Annotated in this window: 1 protein-coding gene; it reads right to left on the bottom strand. The window is 70.5% G+C overall.

What is annotated here, in order from left to right:
• Positions 1-1937, bottom strand: a 1937-nt coding sequence (locus tag ACFV6I_RS29125; RefSeq protein ID WP_380370609.1) for a M4 family metallopeptidase, incomplete at its 3' end; no start/stop codon positions are given.
• Positions 1938-2458: the final 521 nt, after the last annotated feature.

The following is a 2458-nucleotide window of genomic DNA, read 5'->3' on the forward strand; positions in this document are numbered from 1 at the left end:
GCCGCCGAACCCGTCTCGAAGCCCGCGTTGCCCAGCAGCTGCGCCGGCGTGCAGGTACCGCCACCGCCACCGGTCACCGTCCACGTGAAGCTCGCGGTACCGGACTTGCCCGCCGAGTCCTTCACCGTCACCGTCACGTTCGACGAGCCCGCCGTGGTGGCGGTACCGGTGATCGCGCCGGTGGAGGCGTTGATCGCCAGCCCGGCCGGCAGACCCGTCGCACTGTACGACAGCGGCGCGGTACCACCGGAGGCCTTGATCTGGAGGTTCACCGCACCGCCGACCGCGGTGGACTGGTTGCCCGGACTGGTGACGGTGATGCCGCCGGGGTTGGGCAGCGAGCCGACGTTGACGGCGGCCCAGGCCGTGGCGACCGCGTTGTACTCGGCGCTGTTCGCGCCGTACAGGTCGGTGGCCGCGTTCAGGGTCGCGGTGCGGGCGGCGGCGTAGTTGGTGGTGGAGGTCATGTACGCGGTCAGCGCCTTGTACCAGACCTGCTGGGCCTTGTCCCGGCCGATGCCGCCGACGGTGATGTTGTTGACCGTCGGGCTGTTGTAGCTGACGCCGTTGATCACCTTGGCGCCGCTGCCCTCGGCCAGCAGGTAGAAGAAGTGGTTGGCGACACCGGACGAGTAGTGCACGTCCAGGTTGCCGACGCCCGAGTACCAGGAGTCGGCGGAGGTGCCGTCCTTGGAGGGCTTGTCCATGTAGCGCAGCGGCGTGCCGTTGCCGTTGATGTCGATCAGCTCGCCGATCAGGTAGTCCGGGTTGTCGGCGGGCAGGTTGGCGTAGAACTCGACCATCGAGCCGAAGATGTCCGAGGTGGCCTCGTTGAGGCCGCCGGACTCGCCCGAGTAGTTCAGGTTGGCGGTGGCCGAGGTGACGCCGTGGCTCATCTCGTGGCCGGAGACGTCGAGTTCGGTCAGCGGGTGGGTGTCGCCCGAGCCGTCGCCGTACGTCATGCAGAAGCAGCTGTCGTCCCAGAACGCGTTGACGTAGCCGGTGTCGTAGTGGGCCCGGCTCATGGCGCCGACGCCGTCGTTGCGGATGCCGTTGCGACCGAAGGTGTTCTTGTAGAAGTCCCAGGTGGCGGCCGCGCCGAACTGGGCGTCCACGGCGGCGGACTCGCGGTTGCTGGCCTGGCCGTTGCCCCAGGTGTCGCTCGACTTGCTGAACAGCGTGCCGTTGCCGGAGGTGCCGTTCTTCATGTCGGTGGTGTACTGGCCGCCGCGGGTGGCGTCCTTCAGCGAGTACGTCGAGCCGCTCTGGGTGGTGGTCAGCGGCACGTTGCCGACGAACACGCCGTTGCCGGAGCCGCGCTTGATGCCGTCGGCCTTGCTGAGCACGTCGCCGGTCGCGGCGTCGGTGACCACGTGCAGCTTGCTCGGGGTGCCGTCGGACTCGCGGCCGGAGACGACGGTCTCCCAGGCGAGCTTCGGGGTGCCGTCGGCGGCCCAGACGACCAGGCGCGGCGCGGTGTCGACGGCGGCGCCCTGCTCGGCGGCGAGCGCGGCGGCCTGGGCCTTCGGCGCGGCCTGGGCCGGCGTGGTGCTGACGCCGCTGAGGTTGGCCTCGCTGGCCTTGGTCACGCTCTTGGTGGCGCCCGCGGCGTCCTGGTGGACGATCAGGTCGCCGCCGAGCACCGGGAGTCCGGCGTAGGTGCGCTCGTAGCGCAGGTGGCGGCCGCCGTTGGTGTCCAGGACGACGTCCTTGGTGACCAGCTTCTCCTGGCCGCTCAGGCCGAGGGCCTGGGCGAAGGACGCGGACTGCTGGTTCGCGGAGGCGATCAGCGCGGCCCGGTCCGACTGCTGGGCGGCGACGGCGGACGGGGCGTCGGGCGTCGCGGCCTGCGCGATGACCGGTATGCCGGTCACCAGCAGCGCGGTGGTTGCGGCCATGACAACCGCGGCCTTCCGGGCGTGAGCGTAACGGGACATGCGGACTCCTTTTCCGACCGGCGCGGGTTCGCACCGGTGGAGAGAAACCTGGGCCGCGGGGTTGCGGCGCAGTGGGGGCCCCCGCCCGGGGTGTGCGACGGGGGTGCGGTTGCGGTGCTCACAAGTCGTGGCAGGTTTGGGACGCGCTGCACCTGATCTGGTCGGCTGCACCGGGGGGTGGGGCCCCCTCGTCTGCAGCCGCAGGAATCGTGGCAGCAAACGAGTCGTCAATGACAGATGCATGCCACGGAATGGCCGATTCATTACCGAAACCGTATGCATGACTGTTCATCAGTTGTGTTACCCCTTTGAGAACTCATGAACACGGTTTTCATGATCCGGGGAATGTTCGATCACTTCCGGAAGTCACTGACCAGCGCTCAGGGCCCCCGCCCGCGGGCGCCCGCGGGCCCCCGGCCCCCGGGGGGGGGGGGGGCGTCGCGGACGGGCCGGGGCCGCGGGGCGTGTGGGGCCCCGGCGGGCGGCCCGGAAGCTGGGGGGGGCGCCGGCGCCCGCGCGGG

The organism is Kitasatospora sp. NPDC059803 (assembly GCF_042732255.1).
GTDB lineage: Bacteria > Actinomycetota > Actinomycetes > Streptomycetales > Streptomycetaceae > Kitasatospora.